Annotated in this window: 24 protein-coding genes and 1 riboswitch; of the genes, 18 read left to right on the plus strand and 6 right to left on the minus strand. The window is 35.1% G+C overall.

From position 1 onward, the window contains the following. The first annotated feature begins 194 nt into the window (after positions 1-194). The 8 genes from C8E03_RS12140 to C8E03_RS12175 all read left to right on the plus strand — a co-directional run bounded on the left by C8E03_RS12140 (position 195) and on the right by C8E03_RS12175 (position 6806). A complete protein-coding gene (locus C8E03_RS12140) occupies positions 195-380 on the plus strand; it encodes a hypothetical protein (RefSeq protein ID WP_110291167.1) in 186 nt (61 codons plus the stop codon). A gap of 138 nt (positions 381-518) precedes the next feature. Then, on the plus strand, positions 519-1412 hold the full coding sequence (locus C8E03_RS12145) for a DNA-3-methyladenine glycosylase family protein (protein WP_094376497.1): 894 nt from the start codon (positions 519-521) through the stop codon (positions 1410-1412). A 340-nt stretch (positions 1413-1752) separates the two neighbouring features. Beyond that, the gene (locus tag C8E03_RS12150) at positions 1753-2037 is read left to right on the plus strand and encodes a co-chaperone GroES (RefSeq protein WP_094376498.1); all 285 of its coding nucleotides are present in this window, start codon (positions 1753-1755) and stop codon (positions 2035-2037) included. Positions 2038-2066: 29 nt separating this feature from the next. Beyond that, positions 2067-3689, plus strand: coding sequence for a chaperonin GroEL (gene groL, locus C8E03_RS12155; RefSeq protein ID WP_094376499.1), 1623 nt, complete (start codon positions 2067-2069; stop codon positions 3687-3689). A gap of 205 nt (positions 3690-3894) precedes the next feature. Continuing rightward, positions 3895-4107, plus strand: a complete 213-nt coding sequence (locus tag C8E03_RS12160) for a hypothetical protein (protein WP_094376500.1) — start codon at positions 3895-3897, stop codon at positions 4105-4107. Between the two features lie 296 nt (positions 4108-4403). Further along, positions 4404-5204 (plus strand): ABC transporter ATP-binding protein, encoded by an 801-nt coding sequence (locus C8E03_RS12165; RefSeq protein ID WP_094376501.1) that lies wholly within the window; start codon positions 4404-4406, stop codon positions 5202-5204. 11 nt (positions 5205-5215) lie between these two features. After that, complete coding sequence (locus C8E03_RS12170) at positions 5216-6019, plus strand: ABC transporter permease (RefSeq protein ID WP_110291168.1); 804 nt, start codon at positions 5216-5218, stop codon at positions 6017-6019. Between the two features lie 10 nt (positions 6020-6029). Next, the gene (locus C8E03_RS12175; RefSeq protein WP_094376503.1) at positions 6030-6806 is read left to right on the plus strand and encodes an ABC transporter permease; all 777 of its coding nucleotides are present in this window, start codon (positions 6030-6032) and stop codon (positions 6804-6806) included. Between the two features lie 56 nt (positions 6807-6862). On the opposite strand, the gene C8E03_RS12180 is transcribed toward C8E03_RS12175, so the two are convergent. Next, complete coding sequence (locus tag C8E03_RS12180; RefSeq protein ID WP_094376504.1) at positions 6863-7537, minus strand: hypothetical protein; 675 nt, start codon at positions 7535-7537, stop codon at positions 6863-6865. 190 nt (positions 7538-7727) lie between these two features. On the opposite strand from C8E03_RS12180, the gene C8E03_RS12185 reads away from it, so the two are divergent. From C8E03_RS12185 to C8E03_RS12200, 4 genes are all read left to right on the plus strand, one after another. Next, on the plus strand, positions 7728-8219 hold the full coding sequence (locus C8E03_RS12185) for a DUF6106 family protein (protein WP_094376505.1): 492 nt from the start codon (positions 7728-7730) through the stop codon (positions 8217-8219). A 173-nt stretch (positions 8220-8392) separates the two neighbouring features. Then, the gene (guaB, locus tag C8E03_RS12190; protein WP_094376506.1) at positions 8393-9847 is read left to right on the plus strand and encodes an IMP dehydrogenase; all 1455 of its coding nucleotides are present in this window, start codon (positions 8393-8395) and stop codon (positions 9845-9847) included. A gap of 297 nt (positions 9848-10144) precedes the next feature. Then, positions 10145-10798, plus strand: coding sequence for a peptidoglycan recognition protein family protein (locus C8E03_RS12195; RefSeq protein ID WP_094376507.1), 654 nt, complete (start codon positions 10145-10147; stop codon positions 10796-10798). Between the two features lie 21 nt (positions 10799-10819). Next, complete coding sequence (locus tag C8E03_RS12200) at positions 10820-11545, plus strand: peptidoglycan recognition protein family protein (protein ID WP_094376508.1); 726 nt, start codon at positions 10820-10822, stop codon at positions 11543-11545. A gap of 39 nt (positions 11546-11584) precedes the next feature. Here C8E03_RS12200 and C8E03_RS12205 read toward each other — a convergent pair whose 3' ends face one another. After that, complete coding sequence (locus C8E03_RS12205; RefSeq protein ID WP_110291169.1) at positions 11585-12199, minus strand: hypothetical protein; 615 nt, start codon at positions 12197-12199, stop codon at positions 11585-11587. Positions 12200-12374: 175 nt separating this feature from the next. Continuing rightward, positions 12375-13124 (minus strand): tRNA pseudouridine(38-40) synthase TruA, encoded by a 750-nt coding sequence (gene truA, locus C8E03_RS12210; RefSeq protein ID WP_094376525.1) that lies wholly within the window; start codon positions 13122-13124, stop codon positions 12375-12377. A gap of 198 nt (positions 13125-13322) precedes the next feature. Beyond that, positions 13323-13404, plus strand: a riboswitch (ZMP/ZTP riboswitch). 302 nt (positions 13405-13706) lie between these two features. Here truA (C8E03_RS12210) and purH point away from each other — a divergent pair. Further along, a complete protein-coding gene (gene purH, locus C8E03_RS12215) occupies positions 13707-15263 on the plus strand; it encodes a bifunctional phosphoribosylaminoimidazolecarboxamide formyltransferase/IMP cyclohydrolase (RefSeq protein WP_110291170.1) in 1557 nt (518 codons plus the stop codon). Between the two features lie 83 nt (positions 15264-15346). Here the strand turns inward: purH and C8E03_RS12220 are convergent, their stop codons facing one another. The 3 genes from C8E03_RS12220 to C8E03_RS12230 are packed head-to-tail and all read right to left on the minus strand — an operon-like array spanning position 15347 to position 17194. Next, positions 15347-16135, minus strand: a complete 789-nt coding sequence (locus C8E03_RS12220; protein WP_094376511.1) for a hypothetical protein — start codon at positions 16133-16135, stop codon at positions 15347-15349. After that, entirely contained in the window at positions 16129-16827 is a 699-nt protein-coding gene (locus C8E03_RS12225) for an ABC transporter ATP-binding protein (RefSeq protein ID WP_094376512.1), read from the minus strand. Before C8E03_RS12225 ends, C8E03_RS12220 begins: the two co-directional genes overlap by 7 nt. Further along, the gene (locus C8E03_RS12230; protein WP_094376513.1) at positions 16820-17194 is read right to left on the minus strand and encodes a GntR family transcriptional regulator; all 375 of its coding nucleotides are present in this window, start codon (positions 17192-17194) and stop codon (positions 16820-16822) included. The genes C8E03_RS12225 and C8E03_RS12230 overlap by 8 nt, the downstream gene beginning before the upstream one ends. 180 nt (positions 17195-17374) lie before the next feature. On the opposite strand from C8E03_RS12230, the gene nrdR reads away from it, so the two are divergent. The 5 genes from nrdR to speB all read left to right on the plus strand — a co-directional run bounded on the left by nrdR (position 17375) and on the right by speB (position 22348). Beyond that, entirely contained in the window at positions 17375-17836 is a 462-nt protein-coding gene (nrdR, locus tag C8E03_RS12235; RefSeq protein ID WP_110291171.1) for a transcriptional regulator NrdR, read from the plus strand. A 13-nt stretch (positions 17837-17849) separates the two neighbouring features. Then, positions 17850-18635 carry a tRNA pseudouridine(38-40) synthase TruA gene (gene truA / locus C8E03_RS12240; RefSeq protein WP_242993519.1) on the plus strand — a complete coding sequence of 262 codons (786 nt, stop codon included), beginning with the start codon at positions 17850-17852 and terminating at the stop codon, positions 18633-18635. A gap of 563 nt (positions 18636-19198) precedes the next feature. After that, positions 19199-20644, plus strand: a complete 1446-nt coding sequence (locus tag C8E03_RS12245; protein ID WP_094376516.1) for an aminotransferase class I/II-fold pyridoxal phosphate-dependent enzyme — start codon at positions 19199-19201, stop codon at positions 20642-20644. Between the two features lie 14 nt (positions 20645-20658). Beyond that, entirely contained in the window at positions 20659-21510 is an 852-nt protein-coding gene (speE, locus tag C8E03_RS12250; protein WP_094376517.1) for a polyamine aminopropyltransferase, read from the plus strand. Further along, the gene (gene speB / locus C8E03_RS12255) at positions 21500-22348 is read left to right on the plus strand and encodes an agmatinase (RefSeq protein ID WP_094376518.1); all 849 of its coding nucleotides are present in this window, start codon (positions 21500-21502) and stop codon (positions 22346-22348) included. The genes speE and speB overlap by 11 nt, the downstream gene beginning before the upstream one ends. The last annotated feature ends 19 nt before the right edge of the window (positions 22349-22367 follow it).

The raw sequence follows: 22367 nt of genomic DNA on the forward strand, positions 1-22367 counted from the left end.
TGCATTTTTAGATTTGGATACCATAAGTCTCATGTGTAACACCTCCTATATCCATATTATAACACAATACCCATAAAATACCCACTATTATTTTTAAAATTTGACAAAAAAATAAAGCCATAACAGGGCTTTTAGAGATTTTTTCTTTATGTAACTGTCAAACTCCCGCAATTAAAGAAGGATTTCGAAGCTTAATGATTGAGCTGATAGCAGCCTTTCCCTATCTTATAATCTGGGCAGTTGTCATAACTCTTGTTATCATATTAGGAAAAAAAGGATATAAAAAGTATTTTAACAAACAAAAGACAAATACAAATATCAGACAAAATAATGCGTCTGAGAAAGAGACTGATTCAAATGAGCACGATGAGAATAACTAGTTCCTAGAAATATAAGGAATGTCGTGCATTTTAGTGCACTCTATATTATAATGAATCATGCACGGTTAGCTTTCTAAAAACAGAAAGAACCTGGATAAAACATGAATATAGTGTGCATTTTGCATGACTGGGGGACAAATGAAGATTAAACAAGAGAATAACAATATTATATTAGAGGAGGTAGATTCCTTCGATATTGAACAGATATTAGAATGTGGGCAATGCTTTCATTTTGATAAGCTGGAGGAAAAAGAATATGTCTTAGTAGCAAAGGATCATTTGCTTCACATCAAACAGGTTGGTGAGAAAATTACGTTTTATGACACGGATGAGCACACCTTTGAAACGGTTTGGAGATCATATTTTGACTTAGACAGAGATTATAGCCAGATTAAAAACTGGCTGATTGAGAATGAAAAAAGAGTACTGAATCAAAATGGTGCTCTTGAGCAGGTAATTATAGAAAAAAGCGGAATCAGGATTTTAAATCAGGATTTTTTTGAAACTTTGATTTCATTTATCATTTCTCAAAATAAGCAGATTCCCCATATTAAACAAATTGTAAATACTCTTTCTATAAAATATGGTGAACCGGCAGGGGAGATAAATGCAAAAGAATATTATTGTTTTCCGACTATTGAGAAGCTAAGCAAGGTGAGTGATTCTGAAATGCGTTTGTGTAAAACTGGGTTTCGCGCCCCCTACATATTAAATGCTTGTGAGAAGATTTTAGATGGAACGATTAAGGAAGAAAGCTTGTTAAACTGTAGCTTCAGACAGGCAAGAGAAGAGCTTATGCAGATTAAAGGGGTTGGGAGTAAGGTAGCAAGTTGTGTAGCGCTATTTTCACTTTCAAAGAGAGATGCTTTTCCAATTGATGTATGGATTAAACGAATTATGGAAAGAATTTATTTTGAAAAGGAGACACCTAAGAGCGAAATAGAGCAGTTTGCTGATCGAATCTATGGAGAATATGGAGGATATGCACAACAGTATTTGTTCTATTATGCCCGAGATTTAGGTTTGAAATAAAACATAACCAAATTGCTTATATGGATTATCAAAATATTTACTTAATTCATTTAGAAGCTTAATTAGAAAAAAAGTGGAATAAAGAATAATTAGCATTTTATCGGAGTAAAATGAATAGAAATAATATAAAATATTGAAAAGTGAGAAAAGGAGAGAAAACGAGAGAAAACGAGAGTCAATAAAAGATAAAATTGGAAAAACAATCTTCTGAAACAGTTGCATAATTTTCACGAATTAACTAATATATGTCTATCGGTTAGCACTCGAGCTAAGTGAGTGCTAATAAATAAAAAGAAAAATTACTGTATTGGCGTGAAAGCGCGTCAGGAAAGGAGTCAAAATGAAATTAGTACCATTAGGAGACAGAGTTATAATTAAACAGTTAGTAGCAGAAGAGACTACAAAATCAGGTATTGTATTACCTGGCCAAAATAAAGAAAAACCACAACAGGCAGAAGTAATAGCTGTAGGACCAGGTGGAGTTGTAGATGGAAAAGAAGTTGAAATGCAGGTAAAGGCTGGGGATAAAGTAATTTATTCCAAATATTCAGGAACAGAAGTTGAAGTTGATAACGAAGAATATATTATTGTTAAGCAAAACGATATTTTAGCTGTAATTGAATAATTTTTGAATATAATAGGAGGAATAGAAACATGGCAAAAGAGATTAAATATGGTGCAGAAGCCAGAGCAGCATTAGAATCAGGTGTAAACCAATTAGCAAATACAGTAAGAGTAACACTGGGACCAAAAGGAAGAAATGTTGTTTTAGATAAATCATATGGTACTCCATTAATTACAAATGATGGTGTTACAATCGCCAAAGAAATTGAATTAGAAGATTCCTTTGAGAATATGGGTGCTCAGTTAGTAAAGGAAGTTGCTACAAAGACAAATGATGTAGCAGGTGATGGTACTACAACAGCGACTGTATTAGCACAGGCAATGATCAATGAAGGAATTAAGAACTTAGCAGCAGGAGCTAACCCAATTATATTAAGAAAGGGTATGAAGAAAGCAACTGACATTGCAGTGGATTCAATTGCTAAAATGAGCCAAAAAGTAAACGGAAAAGACCATATTGCAAAGGTTGCCGCTATTTCAGCAGGTGATGAAGAAGTTGGTAACATGGTAGCAGATGCAATGGAAAAAGTATCAAACAACGGTGTTATTACGATTGAAGAATCAAAGACAATGCTTACTGAATTAGATTTAGTAGAAGGTATGCAATTTGACAGAGGATATATTTCAGCTTACATGGCAACAGACATGGAGAAGATGGAAGCTGTTCTGGATAATCCATATGTTCTGATTACAGATAAGAAAATTTCCAGTATTCAGGATATTTTACCAATTCTTGAACAAATTGTTCAATCAGGTTCAAAATTATTAATTATCGCTGAAGATATTGAAGGCGAAGCATTAACAACCTTAATCGTTAATAAATTAAGAGGAACTTTCCAAGTAGTTGCAGTAAAGGCTCCAGGCTATGGCGACAGAAGAAAAGCGATGCTTGAAGACATTGCTATTTTAACTGGTGCTACAGTCATTACAGATGATATGGGACTTGACTTAAAAGAAACTACGATGGAGCAGCTTGGACGTGCAAAATCAGTTAAGGTTCAGAAAGAGAATACAGTTATTGTTGACGGAGAAGGAAAGAAAGATGATATTTCCTTTAGAATAAATCAGATTAAAGCTCAGCTAGAAGAGACTACTTCGGAATTTGATAAAGAAAAATTACAAGAAAGACTTGCTAAATTATCAGGTGGTGTTGCTGTAATTCGTGTGGGTGCTGCGACTGAAACTGAAATGAAAGAAAAGAAATTGCGTATGGAAGATGCTTTGGCAGCTACTAAAGCAGCTGTTGAAGAAGGTATCATTGCAGGTGGTGGTTCTGCTTACATTCATGCTTCTAAAGAAGTTGCTAAATTAGTAGAAACACTTGACGGAGATGAAAAAACCGGAGCAAACGTAATTATTAAAGCACTGGAATCTCCATTGTTCTTTATAGCAGCAAATGCAGGATTAGAAGGCTCTGTTATTATTAGCAAAGTGAAAGAACAAAAACCAGGAATGGGTTATGATGCATTAAAGGATGAATATGTAGATATGGTAGAAGCGGGAATTCTTGATCCGGCTAAAGTTACAAGAAGCGCATTACAAAACGCTACAAGTGTAGCTTCTACACTTCTTACAACAGAGTCTGTTGTAGCATCAATCAAAGAAGATACCCCTGCCATGCCAGGCGGAGCTCCAGGAATGGGAATGATGTAATTAGTCAGTAATCATTAATTAATCATTAATTTTTAATAGAGGGCATCCTAATATTACGTAAAAGTAATGTTAGGATGTCTTTTTGTATGAAAAATTTATACTAATTAAAATATTAGTTGTATTATGATAGATTGCAGATTAGGTAATACATAATTTATGATTAGCTGCACATAATATTCAGAAATGAAAAGTGAGAGGAGTTATTATGAAAGATAAACCGAAAAAACAGGACAGTATTGATAAGTATTTAAGTGATGAATATACGAATGCAGTATCAACTACAGATTGTACAGGTTTAATGCCATCAAATCCGGCATCCAAATCAGAAGCAGATTCCTATAAGGAAATCTATAATTATCAGGTTCCTATTGCAGAAGATCAAGACAACAAAGATAGTTTGAGTGATAAAAATAAGTAAAAGGCTTTACAAAGGAACTCTATGGTGATAAAATTAAATCCCTTTTTATAATAAAAAGAGAATACCTACCAAAACGGGTTCCTTTGTCAATTTCAAAGGAAAACGAGTATCGAAAGATATTCTGTCGCTTGGCAAGATATTTTAACATGTAAGATTTTATTCGGTTTGAAATCTTAGTGTTAGGTTGAATTACAATCAACCTTAATAATCAGTATTATAAATGACAGATAAGAAAGCTTCTTTATGTCCTCTGATAAAAATGATTATTTAAAAATATTACTACCAGGAGGTTAAAAATGATTAAGGTAGAAAAACTAAGTAAGACCTATCAGGTCGCAAGGAGAAATTCTGGCTTCAGGGAGGCAATTAAATCGCTTTATAGCAAAGAGTACGAAGAAATCAAGGCTTTGGATTGTATTTCCTTTACCATTTTGGATGGAGAAATGGTTGGCTATATTGGTCCAAATGGAGCAGGTAAAAGCAGTACTATTAAGGTACTAAGCGGAATTCTAACTCCGGATTCGGGCGAATGCACTATCAATGGAAGAATTCCATGGAAAGAGAGAAAAGCCCATGTCCGTGATATCGGTGTTGTTTTCGGACAACGTTCACAATTATGGTGGGATGTGCCGGTAATCGATTCCTTTGAGCTAATCAGGGATATTTATAGTGTTCCCAAGGAGATGTATCAGAGAAATTTAGAGGAATTGGTTGAGCTATTGTCACTGAATCAAATCGTAAAAACTCCCGTAAGGCAATTATCACTTGGACAACGGATGCGTTGCGAGATAGCAGCGGCATTATTACATAGTCCTAAAATTCTTTTCCTTGATGAGCCTACGATTGGGCTTGACGCAGTATCAAAGCTTGCAGTGAGAGACTTTATATTGGGTCTGAATCAAAAACATAATACCACTGTAATTTTAACGACCCATGATATGCAGGATATTGAAGCGCTTACCTCAAGAATTCTTCTGATTGGTAAGGGTAAAATTTTGATGGATGGAAGTTTGGATGAATTAAAAGGCAAATCCGTTCATCAAGATGCTTCCCTGGATGAAATTGTTGCACAACTATATAAGCAGTTTCGGATATAGGAGGGGATAGGATGAAAAAGTATCTCTCTTTTTTTCGCATGCGCTTTATAAATGGATTCCAGTATAGAATTGCCGCCCTGGCAGGCATCATTACGCAGTTTGTATGGGGCATGATGGAAATATTAATGTTTCGTGCTTTTTATCGTGCCAATCCATCGGCTTTTCCTATGGAATTTTCGGCACTTAGTTCTTATGTGTGGTTTCAGCAGGCGTTTTTAGCTCTGTTTATGACTTGGTTTTGGGAAAAGGAGCTGTTTGAATCAATTAAAACTGGAAATATTGCGTATGAACTTTGCAGACCAGTAGATATTTATTCCATGTGGTTTGTGAGAGGCATAGCTAATCGAGCCAGTAAGGCAATACTACGATGTATTCCAATCTTGCTAACGGGATATTTACTGCCAAGTCCATATAGGCTCGTATTGCCGGATCACCTAAGTGTATTTGTTTTATTTTTGATGTCAATGCTTTTGGGGTTTCTTGTAGTAGTTGCGTATGGAATGATAATATATGGTCTTACCTTTTATACGGTTAATCCTATGGGAATTCGGATGGTTAGTCAGTCACTTGCGGAATTTTTGTCAGGAGCGGTCATTCCTCTGCCGTTTTTACCGGATAAGATAAGAGCTGTCGTGGAGCTATTGCCCTTTGCTGCAATGCAAAATGTACCGTTTCGAATTTACAGTCAGGATATCAGTGGCAGCGACATATACCAAGCCATGCTGTTGCAGGTAATCTGGCTCATAATCTTAGTAACAGTCGGTAAAATAATCATGAATAAAGCTTTAGGCAGTCTAACTGTTCAGGGCGGATGAAGGAGGAAAAATGAAGCTGTATATGAAATATGTGGGCATTCATATTAGAAGTATGATGCAATATAAAATATCTTTTTTGTTTACTTCAATTGGACAATTTCTGGTGTCTTTTAACGTGTTTCTTGGAATAGTGTTTATGTTTAAACGTTTTTCTAATGTAGAAAGCTTTACCTATAGTGAATGCTTGATGTGCTTTTCTATTGTACTATTGGCGTTCTCCTTTGCAGAGTGTTTTTTTCGAGGTTTTGATGAATTCGCGAGCATGATTGGAAATGGTGAATTTGACCGAATTATGATTCGACCAAGAGGTCTTATTTTTCAGGTGATTAGCAGTAAATTAGAACTTACCAGAATTGGACGAATAGTACAGGCGATTGTAATGTTTTGCTATGCAGTGTCAAAAAGTCAGATACATTGGAATCTTTACAGGATAATCACAGTGATATTGATGATTGCAGGCGGTACCGTTATATTTGCAGGGGTTTTTATCATTTATGCCTCTTTATGCTTTTTCACCTTAGATGGTCTGGAATTTATGAATGTATTCACAGATGGAGCCAGAGAATATGGTAAATATCCTATTAATGTATATGGTAAAAATGTGCTGAGGCTGTGTACTTATATTATTCCCTTTGCTTTATTCCAATATTATCCCTTTTTATATTTATGCGGGAAAAGCAATCAGGTATCCTTGGGAATGTTGCCAATGCTTGGGACACTCTTTATTATTCCTTGTTCTGGATTGTGGAGATTGGGAATCAGACATTATCAGTCAACAGGCTCGTAAAGGATATATATTTATTAAAAATCCCATCAGATAATGTCTGATGGGGGATTGAACGGTTATTCATTTTCTGAGTAAAGGTATGTTAAAAATTCGATGCAGTGTTCTGGATTTTCGGTATTGGAAATAATACTAAAATAAGGAGTTTCTGAGTAGGCGTTAAATTTTTGGAAAAGCTTACTGTCACTAATATCCATGGCACAGATATAAGTATTGCCATCTGAGTCAGTACCTGTAATGAACTGATCCTTATGCGTATTATAAAAATTGGCAGGAAGCACTTCATTTAATGGATAAAACGCATCCTTGTCATCAAAGAAATCAATCATAGACTTATTCATGATTGTGACATCAATTGTCTTAGCCGCAAATTGAGCGAACATTTTAGCGGAACAGTTTATACTGTATTCATCTGACATATCTTCTGTCATTTGTATGGATGTATCCAGATTGACTCTTACCTTCGATGTATTGATACCCTTTGCGGCAGCAAAGTCGTCTAATAAAGTAATTTCACCAGAGCTTGCCAAACTTGAATTTACCATGGTAACGTACAGATAAGTATCCTTTGAGTTTTCAATCTGTGCATCTACGATTCCGTATATTAAAAAAACACAGGCTATTATTCCGATTATCCAATACTTATAATACTCCCATATATATTCAAACTTATCTTTTGCTTTCATTTTGCCCAATTTCTCTTTTTCAATATTCCACTGTTCTTTAAAACTCATACTTTCCTCCATTCGTCTTGTTCATACAAGCATAAGTACATAATGAACTATTTTACCATAAAATTGTATAAAATTTGTGAAAAATAATTTTTTTCTTTTAAAAAGTGTAAATGTCAGCTATAATAGAAAGAGTTTAGTAATTACAAGAGTAATTTAGATTTTATAAAAGTTAATTTAGGAGGATATAAGAATGAATGAAGTATTTATTGAGCAGCTGATTAAGAGGAGGATGACCTCAAAAAGTATGTTAGCAAAGGCTGGTTTGATATTGCTTACCATTATTGTGTTTGCTTCCAGTATTATAATTCCCTTTGGCTTAATATTGGGAATTTTAATGATTATGCTAGATATTTATCTTTTTAAAATGTTTGATTTGGAATTTGAATATACCTATATTAAGGGTGAGCTTAGTATAGATAAAATTATGGGAAAGGAAAGGCGTAAAAAAGCAGCATCCTTTGATTTATCTCAGCTTGAGATTTTAGCATCCTCAGATTCTTATTTGTTGGATTCCTATCGAAATACAAGTAAAGTATATGATTTTACTTCCTTAGAGCCAGATCATAAGGTTTATGCTATGGTTTTACATAGTAACAATGGATATATAAAGGTGTTATTTGAACCAAATTCGGAAATATTAAGTGCCATGAGAGATGCTCATCCACGAAAAATAAATATTTAGCTAATTTAACAAATAAGTTATTTTTAAATTGTATATTTACGTTTAAAAATATAATTGACATCAATTCATATTTTTGTTAGACTAGAGAAACTAGAACAAAGAGAGGCTGCAAAGGGTGAGATTTACCCTTTGCAGCTACAATATTATAGGGATAAGAAAGCGAGGATAAAAGAATGGGTAAAATTATTGGTGAAGGAATTACTTTTGATGATGTGCTGTTAGTTCCTGCATATTCTGAATTAATTCCGAATCAAGTAAATTTATCGACTTACTTAACTAAGTCAGTAAAATTAAACATTCCATTAATGAGTGCAGGAATGGACACTGTAACAGAACATAGAATGGCTATTGCAATGGCAAGGCAGGGCGGAATCGGAATCATCCATAAGAACATGTCAATTGACAAGCAGGCCGAAGAAGTAGATAAGGTAAAACGTTCTGAAAATGGTGTTATCACAGACCCATTTTATTTATCTCCTGAACATACGTTAGAAGATGCCAATAATCTGATGGCTAAGTTCAGAATTTCCGGGGTACCTATTACGGAAGGTAAGAAGTTGGTAGGTATCATTACAAATCGTGATTTAAAATTCGAAGAAGACTATTCCAAAAAAATTAAAGAATCAATGACCTCAGAAGGATTGATTACAGCTATGGAAGGAATTACCTTAGATGAAGCGAAGAAAATTCTGGGGACTGCCAGAAAAGAAAAACTTCCGATAGTTGATAAAGATTTTAACTTAAAAGGTCTAATTACAATTAAAGATATCGAAAAGCAAATCAAGTACCCATTATCAGCTAAGGATGCGCAGGGAAGGTTATTATGCGGCGCTGCAGTAGGTATAACCAATAATATATTAGAGCGTGTTGATGCATTAGTAAATGTAAAGGTAGATGTTATTGTTATTGACTCTGCACACGGACATTCTCTTAATATTATTAATGCTGTGAAAAAGATAAAAGAAAAGTATCCTGATTTACAAGTTGTAGCAGGAAATGTGGCAACAGGTGAAGCAACTACAGCACTTATTAAAGCAGGTGTGGATGCGGTTAAGGTTGGAATAGGACCTGGCTCGATTTGTACTACCCGTGTGGTTGCAGGTATTGGTGTTCCTCAGATTACAGCTGTTATGGATTGTTATGAAGCAGCCAAGGAACATAATATCCCAATCATTGCTGATGGAGGTATCAAATATTCAGGAGATATGACAAAGGCAATAGCAGCAGGTGCCAGCGTTTGTATGCTAGGAAGTATTTTCGCAGGATGTGATGAAAGCCCTGGAACATTTGAATTATATCAGGGAAGAAAATACAAAGTATATCGTGGCATGGGTTCCATTGCAGCTATGGAAAATGGAAGCAAGGATCGTTATTTCCAGACAGATGCTAAAAAGCTTGTACCAGAAGGAGTAGAAGGACGTGTGGCATATAAGGGAACAGTAGAAGATACGGTTTTCCAGCTTATGGGCGGTTTACGTTCCGGAATGGGATACTGTGGAGCCGGAACCATTGAGGCGCTAAAGGAAAACGGACGCTTTGTTAAAATATCAGCCGCTTCTTTAAAGGAAAGCCATCCACATGACATTCATATAACAAAGGAAGCACCAAATTATAGTGTAGATCAATAAATGGAAAGCCGTTACTAGGAACAAGTAGCGGCTTTTTATAAATATAGATATATAAAGTCAGCGCTGAAATATTCATCACCGTTCTTGAACAAGTTTTGGTTTTTCATTTCATAGGAAAGACCTTGTTGTTAACGTATAAAAGCTTTTTAAAATTGCAAAAAATAAATTTTTTTCCCCGCATGATTTTTAAGGATGTTCTTTTAAAAGAAAAGCTTCCGAAAATATTAATAAAATATTAAATAATAAATATTAGAAATAGTATATAATAAGGACATTAAACGAAAAAGAGAAAAGGTTATGAAAAAGAAAGAGAAAATAAGAAGTAAGAAAAGAAGAAAACGAAGAATAGTAAGAAATCTGTTGTTTGGTGCAATTTCTATGCTTATCATTTCAGGCTTTATTATGCTTTTAAGCTTTCTACTCAAATCCAAAATAGTAAAGGATGCCCCAGATTTTCAAGTGGATCTACTAACTGTCAACGAATATTCCAGACCGGGTGAAGCAAATAACAAAATAAAGGGAATTGTCATTCACTATACAGCAAATCCGGGAACGACAGCAGCTCAAAACAGAAGCTACTTTGAGGGTTTAAAGGATAGCCAGCTTACAAAGGCAAGCAGTCATTTTATTATAGGATTGGAGGGAGAAATTATTCAGTGTATTCCAACCAATGAGGTTGCATATGCTTCAAATGACAGAAATTATGACACCATTTCAATTGAATGTTGTCATATGGACGAGACAGGAGAATTTAATGAAGACACATATCAATCCTTAATACATTTGACCGCTTGGCTGTGCGGAAAATTTGATTTAAAACCAAAGGATGTCATTCGACATTACGACGTAACCGGTAAAATGTGTCCAAAATATTATGTTGAGCATGAAGATAAATGGGAACAATTTATTAAAGATGTAAAAGATTACATCAATACTTACGGTGAAAAATAATACATAGGGCTGAGGGAAAAAATGTATAACAGGCGCAAGAGAGATAATCATTTATTTGGCAGGATAAAGTTGATCGCAATTATTAGTACAATCATATTGGTCTGCCTAAGCTATTATGGAATAATAAAAAAGGAAATTTTAGAACTACCAAGCAAAGAAATAGCGAGCGCTGCTGTAGTTAAAGTATCCAATACACAAGCGGCAGAAGAAGAGACTGCAAATGAAATTGAAACACCCGATTGGATTACAGAAGATTTTGTAGATGTAAATGAATATTCCAGACCGGGAAAAAAATTGGAGGCAGTCAATGCAGTTGTCATTCATTACACTGGAAATCCGGGAACAACGGCGGCACAGCACAGACATTATTATGGAGAGCTGGCAACTACCAAAGAGGCTTCCGTAAGCAGTAATTTTGTTGTAGGTATTGAAGGAGAAGTAATTGAATGTGTCCCTATGGATGAAGTGGCATATGCATCAAATGAAAGAAACTCAGATACTTTATCAATTGAAGTTTGTCACAAAGATAAAACAGGTAAGTTTACAGATGCAAGCTACGAAAGTGTTGTAAAACTAACAGCATTTTTGTGTGAAAAGTTTAATTTGGGTGAAGATCAAATAATAAGACATTATGACGTAACAGGCAAGAAATGTCCAAAGTACTATGTAGAGCATGAGGACGAATGGCTGCAATTAAAGAAAGATGTTATGGAAAGTGTGAAAACAGATAGCTGGAAACAAAATTAATATTTTGGTTCCAGCTTTTTAAAATCCTGAAAAAAGCAACTACGAGAGCTCAGCAAAATTGGAATCTTCTATATTGTGTATATAGAAGCTGTCTTCGTACCTTGTAACCGCAGTAGAAATTAATTGCCGAAACATTTCATCTACCTCAGACAGAGCAATGGTTTCTTTGAAATGATTGCGCTTTAATACAAGTGCTTCATCAGAGCTTGTATTAGATGGTAAATTTGCCGATTCTAAAGCTTCCTCATATGTGTTTTCATAAGCAGAAGATGTATTCTTGATAGGGCTGGCATCATCAGATTGAGTAGAAATTCTGGATAGCTCACTTAGGCGGAATAATTTATCAAGTGGAATTTTACCGGAGACAGACTGTGAATCACCTAATTTTAATGTATATTCAATATTGCTAAAGCAATCGGATGAGGTCTGAACTGCATTCGAAGCAGCAGTCTGTCCGGTAATTAATTGATTCCTAATTACGCGGCCACTGCTTGATAGAAATTCAGCAAGAAATTCTTCAAAACTTTTGGTTATGGAATTATCTGAAGCGTTAATGTTACTTCTTCCCTCAAAACGGCTGTCAAAGTGCTTGGTAAACTGATGTACCTGAATACCATTGTCATTTGAAACTCGAATATCAATATCTAATATCATAACTTAATCTCCCGACATACATCCTTGTATGAATTGTGCAACTATATTAAGAAGTCCCTTTCTATTTTGAATATGGCTTTCATAATATTATTATCGGAAGAAATTAACAATTTATTAATAGTTTATAAATCAATATAAGGCTGAATCCATATAGAATCCAGCCTTATTCAAAAGATTATATTGTTTCATATTGAATTTCCAGGAGAAACAATCCGCTTGCTTCGGCAGGAAGAACAGAAGCTTCGGATACCTTGCCGCAAATAAGATCATTGATACTACTAGTGTTGAGCTTTCCAGCACCAGCCTCCATAAGGTAAGCTACAATCATGCGCGCCATATTATGCAGAAAATCATTTGCATGAATGATAATATGAATTTCTTTTTCGTTGTGTTCTATTTGAATAGAATAGATTTCCTTTTCAGTAGATTTGCATTTTTTAGCAGTAGTAAATGCTTTAAAATTATGTTTACCCAGTAACTGTTCGGAAGCATTTTGCATTAATTTGATATCAAGCTTAGCAAATGAATAATACGTATATTTCCGATCAAATACGCTTGGTACATCACCAATAGCAATGCGGTACAAATATTTTTTACTCTTGGCATTTAAGCTGCTGTGAAAACGCTCTGTCATTTCTTCAATATCAATAATTGCAATATCCATAGGGAGATAGCGGTTAAAATAGTTTTTCATTTCATATAACTTTAAATTACTATGTGTTTTAAAATTTGCAATTTGAGCATAAGCATGAACACCAACCTCTGTCCTAGCACCGCAGAATAATTCTAAAGTCTCACCTGTCATTTTCTTGATAATTTCTAAAAGTTTATTTTCTATTGTATTTGTTGATTCTCCTTTGCCAAGTCGCTGCCAGCCACTATAACGGCTTCCGTCATATTCTATTGTTAATTTAATGTTTCTCATTTTAGTATTTAATCCTTTCCTATGCAGCATTTATACTTTTCTTATTATAGTAAAATATCAAGGATATAACAAGGCTTACTTTTTATAAAGGTGAATTAATGAAATTAACACAATATATAAGTATAACTTATTAATTAAAGTTAGAAAAATTAAAGCTTAAAGCCTTGAAAAAGAATATATTCTAGTGTAGAATTTATATAGGAGCTGTATGACTGGCGGAAACGTGAGAGTACTCACAGGGAGTACAGCAGATTTCATGCCGACCGCCTGGGCAACCTGACTTGGTTACTCAGCAGGGCGGTATTTTTTTATTTCACAGGAAACACCTTGTTGTAGTAAATTAAAAAGTATTGATTCCTATGAAATAAGAACATATGCGCACGAATGCAGGTGGAACATGTCACTGTGTGACAGCATTTTGCGCGTCAAAGCGGTCAAGTCCCTCATGAGTGAAGGATTAGGGAACTAGACTTGTCTGTTTTGTTCTTTCATAGGAAATACCTAGTTTTTACCCAAGTTACTATGGAACTTATTGAATTAAACATTTAAACAGGATTACTTATATTAAACGGAGGTCAAAATATGAGAGCATTAATAAGTGTATCAGACAAAACCGGAATTGTAGAGTTAGCAAAGGAATTTGTCAGTTTGGGAATTGAGATTATTTCTACAGGCGGAACATACAGCAAATTAAAGGAAGCAGGTGTGAAAGCGATTGAGATATCTGAATTGACCGGTTTTCCGGAATGTTTGGACGGAAGAGTAAAGACGCTTCACCCGATTGTACATGCAGGACTTCTGGCAATGCGTTCTAAGCCAGAGCACATGAAGCAGTTAGAGGAATTAAAGATAGAGACAATTGATATTGTAGTAGTTAATCTTTATCCTTTTAAAGCCACTATTTTAAAGGATGGTGTGAAAAGAGAAGAAGCAGTCGAAAATATCGATATCGGTGGACCAACAATGCTTCGTTCTGCCGCTAAGAATTATCAAGACGTTGCTGTAATAGTAGACCCAAGAGATTATGAAACCGTATTGGCAGAATTAAAATCTGATGGAAAGGTTTCCTTAGATACTAAATTTTATTTGATGCAAAAGGTATTTATGCACACGTCAAACTATGATACCATGATTGCTGATTATCTAAAGAAAGAAAGAAAAGATGAGGCTTTCCCTGAAACCTTAACGATGACCTTTGAAAAAGTACAGGATATGAGATATGGTGAAAATCCTCACCAGTCTGCTGCCTTTTACAGAGAGATAGGCAAAAAGAAAGGTTCTATCGTAGATGCGGTACAGTTAAATGGAAAGGAGCTTTCCTTTAACAATATCAATGATACAAATGGAGCACTGGAGCTTCTTAAGGAATTTACAGAACCGACCGTAGTGGCCTGCAAGCATGGAAATCCTTGTGGAGTAGGCTCGGCAGACAGCATTCTTAAGGCTTGGACGAAAGCTTATACGGCGGATAAAACTTCTATTTTTGGTGGAATTGTTGTAGCGAATCGTGAAGTGACCAAAGATATGGCAGAAGAAATGAAGAAAATATTTTTGGAGGTTATTGTAGCACCATCCTATGAAAAAGAAGCATTGGAAATATTGCAGTCGAAGAAAAATGTCCGCGTATTGCAATTAGAAGATATTTCTATACCACAGCCGTCGTCAGCTTACGATTTGAAGAAAGTAAATGGAGGTTTGATTGTTCAGACAATTGACAGTAAATTATTGCCGGAGAATTCGGAAATAAAGGTGGTTACAAAGATAGAGCCTACAAAGGAGCAAATGGAGGATTTAATGTTTGCTTGGAAAATGGTGAAGTTTGTAAAATCAAACGGTATAGCAATGGCAAAGAATAAACAATCGATTGGAATTGGACCCGGACAGGTAAACAGAGTATGGGCTGCTTCGCAATCAGTAGAGCATGCAAAAGAATTAATTGGTGCTCAGGCAACTAATGGGGCTGTTTTGGCATCGGATGCGTTCTTTCCGTTTGATGATTGTGTAGAGGTAGCACATCAGGCAGGAATTACAGCAATTATTCAGCCGGGCGGCTCGGTTCGGGATGAGGATTCCATTAAAAAATGTGATGATTATGGAATAGCTATGATATTTACAGGAATGAGACATTTCAAACACTAAGAACAAAGTGGGCAACAAGGTTTTTTAAAAATATATAAGGAATATCGGCCTTACATCGCTGATATTCCTTTTTTCTTGGACAGTTAATCAAGATTTAGCTTTTTACTCATAATGTAATTGGTAATGAAAAAGTATAATATGATCAAGGCTGTGGAGAGTAAATAGGATAGTAGTATAATTGGTACGAAAAAGGTATTCCAATTAATGGTATTGGTTTCTAATAATGATATAAAACCAAAGGGTAAACGGATTATCGTTGACACAATTTGAGATAAAACATAAAGCACGACATAAGCACCAAGTGAGAATAAAACTTTATGATTTCTCATTGTTTGACCTATGGCTATAGCAGCATAGGACATAATTAGCATATAAATTACAGAAATGAAAACTCCTAAAATCATTAAAAATATTACAAGCTGCGTGTGATTGCCCATTAAATCTAATAAATCTGATTTATAATTCCACAAGGCGATTTTGATTTCTGATATAGAGCTTTGACTAAGCATTAAAAAGAAAAAAGAAATCAGAGTACAAATTGCGTTAATAATGACCCAGACAAAGCTTACATATAGCTTTGCTATTATATGCTCATACGGCTTAACCGGTAAGGTATTCGTTAAATAGCCTTCATCAGTGAATATATTTTGGTAAAACCGGATTACTATATATATCATTACAGCAATGGAAATAGCTATAAGAATGAATATATAAAGAATAAAAGTAAGCTCGTTAAAAAAAATAAAACCGCTATGTTTGCTTATATTAATTGCAAATATTCCCATAATTGTGGTTATTAACAAAGCGATGTGCAGGATTCCAAGGACTTTGGATACAGCTTTAAACTCATGTTTAATTAGTTTTCCTAGCATTTGAATACCTCCCTAAATAAAGCATCAACCGATTTACCTTCCTGAAAGCGGATCTCATCAACGGTAGATTTTAACGTGATTTTGCCTTGATTTATAAAGAGTATTTCATCTAAAATATTTTCAATATCAGATATCAGATGAGTAGATATAATAATAGAAGCATTTTCATTATAATTCGATATAATTGTATTGAGGATATAGTCTCTTGCAGCTGGATCGACTCCGGCAATTGGTTCATCAAGGCAATATAGCTTCGCATCACGGCTCATAACCAGAATCAGTTGCACTTTTTCTTTTGTTCCCTTTGACATCTTCCTTAAACTGTCATTTGCATTAATTTTAAGATGATTTAGCATATCATACGCTTTTTCCTTATTGAAGTTATCATAGAAATCTTCAAAGAAGGAGATGATATCTTTTACCTTTAGCGAATTATCCAGATAAGTTCTTTCCGGCAGATAAGAAACTATTTTTTTCGTATCTACATCCGGCGTCATACCATTAATTCTTATCACACCGCTGTCAGGAACCAGTAAGCCATTGATAAGCTTTATCAGTGTGCTTTTACCACTGCCATTTGGACCGAGCAGACCAGTAATATGCCCTGGCTCTATGATTAAATCAATTTCTGAAAGAGCAGTTTTGGTACCGTATTTTTTTACTAAAGAACTGCATTCTAATATGTTACTCATTCTCTTTCCCCCTTAATGCACATTCTATTAATTGCATTGTCTCTTCTCTTTTGTATCCCAGTTGTTTCATTTTTTCAAAAAACTCTGTGATTTGTTCTATTGCTAACTGATTTTTAACATGCTTAATCATTTCTTGATCCTCCGTTATAAATCTGCCGCTCGTACGTTGAGAATATACGAGTCCATCACGTTCCAGCTCAGCGAGAGCCTTTTGCATTGTATTCGGATTGACAGATGCATCAGATGCCAATTCTCTTACTGATGGTATCTTATCACCTGCTTTATATACACCGGCTATGATATCTATTTTTAATTTATCTATTAATTGAGAGTAAATCGGTCTGTCAGAATTTAGATTCCATGTCATTTTATCACCTCTATTCTTAGTTTTTGATAAGCAATATTGTACTAAGTACTTAATACAATAGTACATTTGAAAGAGATAAAAGTCAATAGATAAAATAAAATTTAAAAGCAATAATTTGACATAGTTATTAGAAATGCTTATAATTAAATAACGATGAAAATAGAAAGCAGGAGGAAGTCTATGAAATGTCCATTTTGTAGTAAAGAAAATACAAGAGTCATTGATTCAAGACCGGCTGATGATAATAGTTCTATAAGGCGAAGACGTTTATGCGACGTGTGTGGAAAACGCTTTACTACCTATGAAAAGGTAGAGACAATTCCATTAATTGTAATAAAGAAAGATAACAACAGAGAACAATATGACCGATCTAAGATAGAAGCAGGGGTTTTGAGAGCTTGTCATAAAAGGCCAGTGTCAGCAAATGAAATTAACAAGCTGATTGATGAAGTAGAGAATGAAATATTTAATCTCGAGGAAAGAGAAATAGAAAGTAAGCAAATTGGTGAAATTGTTATGGATAAGCTTAAGGATTTAGAAGCAGTAGCGTATGTTAGATTTGCTTCTGTATATAGAGAATTTAAAGATGTGAATACTTTTATGGAAGAATTGACGAAGCTTTTGAATAATGAGAAGAAATAACGGAGTATCAGTAGTGAAAAATTATAGGATGACGATACAATATGATGGAACCTCCTACAATGGGTGGCAAAAGCAAAAAAATACAACGAACACGATACAGATAGTTTTAGAAGAAACTCTTAGTGTTGTATTGCAGGAGGATATTCAAATACAAGGCTCAGGCAGAACAGATGCGGGCGTTCATGCTTATGGACAGACTGCTAACTTTAAATGTAAGTCAATTCAGGAGTTAAAAGATTTTTTGTTAAAGATAAATAAAAAGCTTCCGCCAGATATAAAAATGGTTTGTATACAAGAGGTTTCAAAAGATTTTCACAGCCGATTATCCGCTGTTTCTAAAATTTACAGTTATCATATTGCCAATGGTCAAAGACCAAGTGTGTTTCGAAGAAAATATCTGTATCATTACGAGAAAGAACTTAATCTGGAACTTATGAGAAGCGCGGCAAATCAACTGATGGGTACTCATGATTTCCGTGCATTTTCATCAGAAAAGAATCCTATGAAATCCTGTATTCGCTGTCTGTATGATATTACGATAGAGAAAAGGGATAATGAAATTGTGATTTGTTATTTTGGCAATGGTTTTTTATATAATATGGCAAGAATTCTTACGGGGACCTTGTTGGAAATTGGGGCAGGAGAGCGTAAAATGGTAGAATTTGAGCAAATCTTTTATTCAGGCAATCGAAAGTTTTCAGGATTTCTGGCTCCACCGAACGGATTATTTTTAGAACGTGTCATATATACGAAAGAAGAGGAGGCAGTTTTGTTTACTAGAACTAAACATTTAGTTTAATAAATTTAATTTATTTTCAAAAAAGTGTTGACTTTATTAAGAGAAATAGTATATAATTCTGCTTACAGCAAAAGCATTAAAAAGTCTTTTGCAGGAATTTTTTGACCATTTCTATCTTGAATATAGGTTAGAAATTAAGGCCATACGGACAGCCAGGTCAAATGCCGAATTGGCAACTTAGTTGCCTTATTGATTGAGTATTTTGCTCAAATTTTATAAGTTGATGTTTATATGTAAACATTGAGTTAGTGACTACATAACCGTGTGCAGTAAGCTGCACATCACACTTGTGAAACAATCAATAAGAGTGGTAAAAGTAATTCTTGCTATATAGACTCTATATGCTAATATTGGATAAATAAAATGAGAATGTAAATTCAAATATAAATAACACAATTTAGTGAACAATTCAAGTGTAAAAGTAGTAGTAGACTGCCTTTGTACTTGAATTTTTTTGCATATCGGTTTGTTTGACGAAGCGAAATTTTATGATTTCATGATACAAGGGTAATTCAATCTGTTTTTGGGTAGAATAATTATTAAATACACAAATGGAGGTATCTATGAAACTAGACCAAAATCGTATGCCTATTTATGAGGCCTTAAACAATTTAAAAAAAGAACGAGTTGTACCATTTGATGTACCTGGTCATAAGAGAGGTAAAGGAAATGAAGAATTAACCAGATTTTTAGGTGAAAAGTGTCTGGCTGTTGATGTTAATTCCATGAAGCCGTTAGATAATCTATGTCATCCTATGTCAGTAATTCGAGAAGCAGAAGAATTGGTAGCAGATGCGTTTGGCGCTGCACATGGTTTTCTCATGGTGGGCGGCACTACCTCAGCTGTACAGAGTATGGTGTTGGCTGCCTGTAAATCAGGAGACAAAATTATTATGCCAAGAAATGTACATAGAAGCGCAATAAATGCAATGATATTAAGTGGTGCAATTCCTGTTTATGTAAATCCGGGTGTTGATAACCGTTTGGGCATCTCTCTTGGTATGTCTGTGGCAGACCTAAAAAAAGTGATCGAGGATAATCCAGATGCAAAGGCAATATTGGTAAATAATCCAACCTATTATGGCATTTGCTCAGATATTAAGGAGATTACAAAGCTTGCACATCAGTATGGCATGTTGGTACTTGCGGATGAAGCGCATGGCACGCACTTTTATTTTGATGATAATTTACCTATGTCTGCAATGGAAGCAGGTGCAGATATGGCAGCGATTAGTATGCACAAATCGGGCGGAAGTCTGACACAGAGCTCTCTTTTATTGCTGGGTTCTAATGTAAATGTAGGTTATGTAAGGCAGATTATTAATTTAACACAGACCACAAGTGGTTCCTATCTTTTAATGTCCAGCCTTGATATTTCAAGAAAAAATTTAGCTTTAAACGGTAAGGATATTTTTGAAAAGGTAAGAAGCCTGGCGCATTATGCAAGAGAGGAAATTAATCAAATTGGAGATTATTATGCTTATTGCAGAGAGTTGATTAATAAAGATACGATATTTGATTATGATGTTACAAAGCTGTCTATTAATACCTTAGACATCGGCCTGGCCGGTATTGAGGTATATGATCTATTAAGAGATGAGTATGGAATTCAGATTGAATTTGGTGATATTGGAAATATCTTAGCTTATATTTCCGTGGGAGACAGTAAACGAGATATTGAACGACTGGTTAGCGCTCTGTCAGAGATTAGAAGAAGATTTAAAAAGGATCGGGCCGGGATGCTTGACCATGAATATATTAATCCAATCGTAACAGTCACACCTCAACAGGCATTTTACGGTGTAAAATATTCACTTCCTATTCGTGAAAGCATCGGCAAGGTTTGCAGCGAATTTGTTATGTGTTATCCGCCGGGAATACCTATTTTAGCTCCGGGAGAGAGAATTACAAAAGATATTCTTGATTATATTTTATATGCCAAGGAAAAGGGCTGCTTTATGACCGGACCGGAAGATATGAAGATTGAGAGCTTGAATGTATTAAAATGAAAGGATGAATAAATATGGAATTTTGGTTTACAGAGCATCATACATCGGGAGTAAACTTTTCAATCAAAGTGGATCGTCAATTGTTTAGTGCGCAAAGTGAAATACAAAGAATTGATATTTTTGAATCAAAAGATTTTGGCCGCTTTTTAGCAATGGATGGCAATATGATGCTGACAGAGAAGGATGAATTTATCTATCATGAAATGATTGTTCATGTACCTATGGCAGTACACCCAAATGTAAAAAGGGTATTGGTCATCGGAGCGGGTGATGGTGGTGTGATTCGTGAGCTTGCCAGATATGAAACAATAGAGCATATTGATATGGTAGAGCAGGACGAATTGGTAGTCGAGGTTTGTAAAAAATATTTACCGGTAACAGCCTGTTGTTTAGATGATAGCAGAGTTGATATCATTTATCAGGATGAATTAAAATTTGTTCGAAATTGTCATGATGAGTATGATCTAATTATTGTTGATTCCACCGATCCGTTTGGACCGGCAGAGGGCCTGTTTACCAAGGAATTTTATGGTAGCTGTTCAAAGGCTTTAAAGGACGATGGAATTATGGTAAATCAGCATGAGAGTGCATTTTATAATGATGATGCGATTATGATGCAAAGAATACATAAAAGGATTGTGGAAAGCTTTCCAATCAGCAAAGTATACCAGGCTCATATTCCAACCTATCATTCAGGCTATTGGCTGTTTGGTTTTGCTTCTAAGAAATATCATCCAATTAAAGATTTCGGCAGTACAAGATGGAATGCAAGAGGCCTTGGAACCAAGTACTATAATACACAGCTGCATATAGGAGCCTTTGCACTGCCAAATTATATAGAGGAGCTGTTACGTGATGTGGAATAAAAATATTGAAACCTTTATCGGATGTGATGCCGAATATGAAGAAGCAGATATCGTATTGTTTGGAGCACCCTTTGACTCAACAACCTCGTACCGTCCAGGTACTAGATTTGCCAGTAAAACGATGCGAAGCGAATCATTCGGCTTAGAGACTTATAGTCCTTATCAGGATAAGGACATGGGAGAAATTAAAGTATTTGATGGTGGAGATTTAGAACTTACCTTTGGAAATACAAGAAAGGCACTTGATGATATCAAAGAAGCGGCAGGTACGATTCGAAAGGATCATAAAATTCCATGCATGATAGGCGGAGAGCATTTGGTAACGCTTGGAGCATTGGAAGCAGTAATAGAGCAGTATCATAAGCTTCGCATCATTCATTTTGATGCACATACGGATTTAAGAGAGGATTATCTGGGAGAAAAGTTGTCTCATGCAACCGTAATCAGACGGGCGTGGGATTTAATCGGAGATGGAAAGATACATCAGTTTGGAATCAGAAGCGGTGAACGTGATGAATTTAACTGGGCGAAGAAGCATACAAATCTTCATAAGTTTTCCTTTGAAGGGCTGGAGGAGGCCATCAAAGAATGTGAAAATTATCCGGTTTATTTTACCATTGATTTGGATGTGCTAGACCCATCTGTTTTTCCGGGAACCGGAACACCCGAGGCAGGTGGAGTAACCTTTATGGAATTATTAAGTGCTATTTTAAAGGTAAGTAAGCTCAATATTGTTGGCATGGATGTGAATGAACTATCCCCCGTGTATGATCATAGCGGGGCTTCGACCGCAGTGGCTTGTAAGATATTGAGAGAGCTGCTGCTTTGTGTTGGATAAAAAATAGAAAAATGAATCT

This window comes from Lachnotalea glycerini (assembly GCF_003201285.1).
Taxonomy (GTDB): domain Bacteria; phylum Bacillota; class Clostridia; order Lachnospirales; family Lachnospiraceae; genus Lachnotalea; species Lachnotalea glycerini.

Coding starts and splice junctions, on each gene's coding strand:
- C8E03_RS12140 (WP_110291167.1), top strand. CDS start 195: ATGATTGAGCTGATAGCAGCCTTTCCCTATCTTATAATCTGGGCAGTT.
- C8E03_RS12145 (WP_094376497.1), top strand. CDS start 519: ATGAAGATTAAACAAGAGAATAACAATATTATATTAGAGGAGGTAGAT.
- C8E03_RS12150 (WP_094376498.1), top strand. CDS start 1,753: ATGAAATTAGTACCATTAGGAGACAGAGTTATAATTAAACAGTTAGTA.
- groL (WP_094376499.1), top strand. CDS start 2,067: ATGGCAAAAGAGATTAAATATGGTGCAGAAGCCAGAGCAGCATTAGAA.
- C8E03_RS12160 (WP_094376500.1), top strand. CDS start 3,895: ATGAAAGATAAACCGAAAAAACAGGACAGTATTGATAAGTATTTAAGT.
- C8E03_RS12165 (WP_094376501.1), top strand. CDS start 4,404: ATGATTAAGGTAGAAAAACTAAGTAAGACCTATCAGGTCGCAAGGAGA.
- C8E03_RS12170 (WP_110291168.1), top strand. CDS start 5,216: ATGAAAAAGTATCTCTCTTTTTTTCGCATGCGCTTTATAAATGGATTC.
- C8E03_RS12175 (WP_094376503.1), top strand. CDS start 6,030: ATGAAGCTGTATATGAAATATGTGGGCATTCATATTAGAAGTATGATG.
- C8E03_RS12180 (WP_094376504.1), bottom strand. CDS start 7,537: ATGAGTTTTAAAGAACAGTGGAATATTGAAAAAGAGAAATTGGGCAAA.
- C8E03_RS12185 (WP_094376505.1), top strand. CDS start 7,728: ATGAATGAAGTATTTATTGAGCAGCTGATTAAGAGGAGGATGACCTCA.
- guaB (WP_094376506.1), top strand. CDS start 8,393: ATGGGTAAAATTATTGGTGAAGGAATTACTTTTGATGATGTGCTGTTA.
- C8E03_RS12195 (WP_094376507.1), top strand. CDS start 10,145: ATGAAAAAGAAAGAGAAAATAAGAAGTAAGAAAAGAAGAAAACGAAGA.
- C8E03_RS12200 (WP_094376508.1), top strand. CDS start 10,820: ATGTATAACAGGCGCAAGAGAGATAATCATTTATTTGGCAGGATAAAG.
- C8E03_RS12205 (WP_110291169.1), bottom strand. CDS start 12,199: ATGATATTAGATATTGATATTCGAGTTTCAAATGACAATGGTATTCAG.
- truA (WP_094376525.1), bottom strand. CDS start 13,124: ATGAGAAACATTAAATTAACAATAGAATATGACGGAAGCCGTTATAGT.
- purH (WP_110291170.1), top strand. CDS start 13,707: ATGAGAGCATTAATAAGTGTATCAGACAAAACCGGAATTGTAGAGTTA.
- C8E03_RS12220 (WP_094376511.1), bottom strand. CDS start 16,135: ATGCTAGGAAAACTAATTAAACATGAGTTTAAAGCTGTATCCAAAGTC.
- C8E03_RS12225 (WP_094376512.1), bottom strand. CDS start 16,827: ATGAGTAACATATTAGAATGCAGTTCTTTAGTAAAAAAATACGGTACC.
- C8E03_RS12230 (WP_094376513.1), bottom strand. CDS start 17,194: ATGACATGGAATCTAAATTCTGACAGACCGATTTACTCTCAATTAATA.
- nrdR (WP_110291171.1), top strand. CDS start 17,375: ATGAAATGTCCATTTTGTAGTAAAGAAAATACAAGAGTCATTGATTCA.
- C8E03_RS12245 (WP_094376516.1), top strand. CDS start 19,199: ATGAAACTAGACCAAAATCGTATGCCTATTTATGAGGCCTTAAACAAT.
- speE (WP_094376517.1), top strand. CDS start 20,659: ATGGAATTTTGGTTTACAGAGCATCATACATCGGGAGTAAACTTTTCA.
- speB (WP_094376518.1), top strand. CDS start 21,500: ATGTGGAATAAAAATATTGAAACCTTTATCGGATGTGATGCCGAATAT.